We start from the raw sequence: 3,697 nt of genomic DNA on the forward strand, positions 1-3,697 counted from the left end.
CCGCCGCCCCCGGCCACGCCGCCGCCCCCGCCGCCTCCGACGACCCCGCCGCCCCCGCCGCCGAGCTGGGCCTAGTGTCACGCGTCTGAATTTGTTTGACGAGTTGGGTGGGGCGGATATAGTTCAGCATTCACTGTATTGTTCAGTGCATGCTGACACTTGCTTCCCGCTTGGACGCCATGCAGCGCCTGGGCCGGGCGATGGCCGACCCCACGCGTTCACGGATCCTTCTATCGCTTCTGGCGTGCCCCGCGCATCCGGCAGAGCTCGCCAACGCTCTAGACCTGACGCGCTCGAATGTGTCGAACCACCTGGGGTGCCTGCGGGACTGCGGGATCGTGGTCGGCACCCATGAGGGCCGCCAGGCCCTCTACGAGATCGCCGACCCCCACCTCGCACGTGCGCTCACCGAGCTGGTCGAGGTCAAGCTGGCCGTCGACGCGGACGCCCCCTGCCTCGACGTCGCCTGCGAGGTGCCCGGCTGCCACGACGGGAGGTCCGGCGCATGACGGCCGCGGCGCTGCTCCAAGCGATCGGGCTCTTCATCGCGACCAACATCGACGACATCATCGTGCTGTCGCTCTTCTTCGCCCGAGGGGCGGGACGTCCGGGAACGACCGCGAAGATCCTGGCCGGGCAGTACCTTGGCTTCGTCGGGATCCTCGCCGCCGCACTCATGGTGACCTTGGGGGCAAGGTGGGCGCTGCCAGAGGAGGCGATTCCCTACTTTGGGCTCATCCCCCTCGCGCTGGGTCTCTGGGCTGCGTGGGAGGTCTACCGCGGCGAGGGCGACGACGATGATGCCGCCGTGTCCGGTAAGAGCGTTGCAGTGGCGACCGTCGCCGGAGTCACCTTCGCCAACGGTGGGGACAACATCGGCGTTTACGTCCCGGTGTTCCTCAACATCAGTACTCCCGCTGTCATCGCCTTCTGCATCGTGTTCCTCGTGCTCGTGGCTGTGTTGGTGGCCATGGCCAAGTTCGTCGCCACGCGTCGACCCATCGCCGAGGTCCTGGAACGGTGGGAGCACATCCTCTTCCCGATCGTCCTGATCGGACTGGGCGTCGCGATCCTCGTCGGTGGCGGCGCGTTCGGCCTCTAGTGTCACGCGCCTGAACTGGTTTGACGGGTGGCGTGGGGCAGGATCTCCTCGGCGGTCTTGGTCCAGATGAATGGGTGGCAGCGCTCGTTCCAGCCGTCGATGAAGGTGCTGATCGCTGTGACGAGTTGCTCGACGCTGTCGAAGGAGCCGCGGCGGATGGCCTGTCGGGTGATGATCCCGAAGAAAACCTCGACGAGGTTGAGCCAGGACCCACTGGTCGGGGTGAAGTGCAACGTGATCCGTGGGTGCTTGGCCAGCCACTGCTTGGTGTCCTCGTGCTTGTGGGTGTGGTAGTTGTCCAGGACCACGTGCAGCTCCCGGCGCGGGTAGGCCTTGGCGACCTTCTTGAGGAAGTCGAGGAACTCGGCCTTACCGTGCTGGTCGTAGCACTGGTCGGTCACCGCACCCGTGGCTACCTCGAGAGCGGCGAACAGCGTGGTGGTGCCGTTGCGCTTGTAGTCGTGGGTCGCCTTCTCCGGCAAGCCTGGTAGCAGCGGCAGGATCGGCGCGGTCCGGTTCAAGGCCTGGATCTGGGACTTCTCATCCACGCACAGCACGACCGCCTTCTCCGGTGGGTTCAGGTACAGCCCGACCACGTCGCGGACCTTGGCCTCCAGCTCCGGGTCGGTGGAGAACTTGAACGTCTCCCGCCGCCATGGCTTGACCCCGTACTTGCGCCAGGCACGGGAGACGGTGGCATCCCCGATCCTCAAGTGCCTGCCCAGCAGCCGCGAGGACCAATGCGTCACCCCGAGTTTGGCCGGTGGCGGCTCGAGCGTGGTGGCGATGATCACGGCATCATCGATGCGTTTCGGTCGGCCCGAACGCTCCTCGTCCTCCAGGCCAGCGAGCCCGTCGACGGCGAACCGGTCACGCCACTTGATCACAGTCGGACGCGAGACCCCGACATGCCGAGCCACTGCCGAGGTTCCCGTCCCCGCCGCAACGGCCAGCACGATCCGCGCACGCTGCGCACGTCCCGCCGGCAACGTCCGCGACCGTGTCCACGAGGTCAGGGTCGCACGGTCCTCTTCGCTGATCTCCAGCACAGGTGACGGCATACGTCATCATCCCATAATGTAAACGAATTAATGACGCGCAACACTAGCCCCTCCCGGCGAGCTGGCGCAGCACGGCAGCCCCGCGCTCGGCATACTCGGCCTTGTCGATCGCGTCCGCCCGCCCGGTCGTCTCTCCCGTCGTCCGCCAGTGGGCCGCGGCCTGGGCCAACTCGTCGGCCTCCGCCGCCACGAGCGTGCGCATCTCGGCCTCGTCGAGCACCCGGCGGGGGGCGTCTGCGACACCCACCCCGATGGCCGCTTCCTCGATCGCCCCCGCACGCGGCACGGTTTCGATGGGCACGGCCTCGGCATTGGCGATACGGGCCAGGGCCGACCGGATCGCATCGACGGCCGGCCGGTCGCGCTCACGCATCGCCGAGCGCAGGGCCGTCCGGAGAACAGGCGCAATGGAGGGGTCCATGCCCGTCAATCTAGGCGGACCCCGCCGAGCCCTCCACCCCCACTCACGTCGCAGCCCGGGGTGCTCTGTTTCCCCGTCCTCGCGCGCGTTGGGGAGATCGTGATCATGCGCGCGCCCGACGTCGGCCAGTTCATCGCCAACATCGAACGGTCCTCGCTGCAGTGCTTCTGGTACGGCGCGGCACCGATGTCGGTGGCCCGGCTGGAGGAGGCGCTGTCCCGGATCGGGCCTGTCATGGCGCAACTCTTCGGGCAGACGGAGGCGCCGATGCGGGTGGTCGCCGTGGTCCAACCCGCCCGATCCAAGGTGGGCAAGATCCTCCAGACCGAGTCAAGGGCCGCCAGAGTTAGGGGAGGCTGGCCCGATGACGACGGGTTCCGGACGACAAACCCATCTTCTGCGTCACGCAGAAGATGGGTTTGCGGTGGCCCTCAGCGCGAGGTCCACGCGAGGGCGAGCAGCCCCAGCGGCACAAGAATCAGGCCGACGGCATAGGCATACATGGCGGCCGTCATCAGCCGGTTGGGTGCCGGCCGGGCGAGCAGGTCGAGGCGCACGGCGGTGGACCCGACACCGGCCGCCATCGCGGCCTCGGGCGCCTTGCTGCCGGCCAGAGTGAGCAGTGCCAGCCGGGTCTCCTCGACCCCGACCTTGCGCACCGAGGCACGATCGGCGAGCACCTCGACGAGCAGCCGCACCTCGCGCATCGCCTCGGGGGACCGCACGGCGGCCGGCATCGTCTCGTGGATGACCGAGAAGAACTCGACGAGCAGGTCGTGACGAGCCATGAGGTGGGCCCCCTCGTGCGCGAGCACAGCCGCGAGGGCGCGAGGGGGCATCGCCTCGATCACGCCTTGCGAGAGGACAACTCGCGACTGCCGACCCGGCAGGCAGTATGCCGTGGGAGTCGGGTGTTCGAGCACACGCACGCGACTGCCTGGCTGGGGCTCGAGGGCAATGATGTCGACCAACTCACGGTGGCGACGACGCAGGACACGCATCCGTCGGCCGATGGAGTGCCCGGCGACGAGCAGGCGCGCCAGCATGAGCCCGCTCACGGCGACGACGAGGGCCAGGATCATGAAGTGCTGGTCGACCGCCTGCCCGTCGAAG

5 protein-coding genes are annotated in these 3,697 nt (G+C 68.0%); 2 read left to right on the top strand and 3 right to left on the bottom strand.

Features of this window, described 5'->3' with window-relative positions:
• The first annotated feature begins 149 nt into the window (after positions 1-149).
• Both cmtR and BN10_RS08135 read left to right on the top strand, forming a co-directional pair.
• Positions 150-509, top strand: a complete 360-nt coding sequence (gene cmtR, locus BN10_RS08130) for a Cd(II)/Pb(II)-sensing metalloregulatory transcriptional regulator CmtR (protein ID WP_010850746.1) — start codon at positions 150-152, stop codon at positions 507-509.
• Complete coding sequence (locus tag BN10_RS08135) at positions 506-1,102, top strand: cadmium resistance transporter (protein ID WP_010850747.1); 597 nt, start codon at positions 506-508, stop codon at positions 1,100-1,102. Before cmtR ends, BN10_RS08135 begins: the two co-directional genes overlap by 4 nt.
• 2 nt (positions 1,103-1,104) lie before the next feature.
• Here BN10_RS08135 and BN10_RS08140 read toward each other — a convergent pair whose 3' ends face one another.
• The 3 genes from BN10_RS08140 to BN10_RS08155 form a co-directional block, all read right to left on the bottom strand.
• Complete coding sequence (locus BN10_RS08140) at positions 1,105-2,163, bottom strand: IS630 family transposase (RefSeq protein ID WP_010850748.1); 1,059 nt, start codon at positions 2,161-2,163, stop codon at positions 1,105-1,107.
• 43 nt (positions 2,164-2,206) lie between these two features.
• The gene (locus BN10_RS16830; RefSeq protein WP_010850749.1) at positions 2,207-2,584 is read right to left on the bottom strand and encodes a hypothetical protein; all 378 of its coding nucleotides are present in this window, start codon (positions 2,582-2,584) and stop codon (positions 2,207-2,209) included.
• A 431-nt stretch (positions 2,585-3,015) separates the two neighbouring features.
• Positions 3,016-3,697 (bottom strand): M56 family metallopeptidase (locus BN10_RS08155; protein WP_051369649.1); only part of this gene is annotated, 682 nt, incomplete at its 5' end.

The organism is Phycicoccus elongatus Lp2 (assembly GCF_000367525.1).
GTDB lineage: Bacteria > Actinomycetota > Actinomycetes > Actinomycetales > Dermatophilaceae > Phycicoccus_A > Phycicoccus_A elongatus.

What these genes read in the sequence shown, in the direction of transcription:
- BN10_RS08140 (WP_010850748.1), bottom strand. Translation starts at nt 2,163, where the DNA reads ATGCCGTCACCTGTGCTGGAGATCAGCGAAGAGGACCGTGCGACCCTG.
- cmtR (WP_010850746.1), top strand. Translation starts at nt 150, where the DNA reads ATGCTGACACTTGCTTCCCGCTTGGACGCCATGCAGCGCCTGGGCCGG.
- BN10_RS08135 (WP_010850747.1), top strand. Translation starts at nt 506, where the DNA reads ATGACGGCCGCGGCGCTGCTCCAAGCGATCGGGCTCTTCATCGCGACC.
- BN10_RS16830 (WP_010850749.1), bottom strand. Translation starts at nt 2,584, where the DNA reads ATGGACCCCTCCATTGCGCCTGTTCTCCGGACGGCCCTGCGCTCGGCG.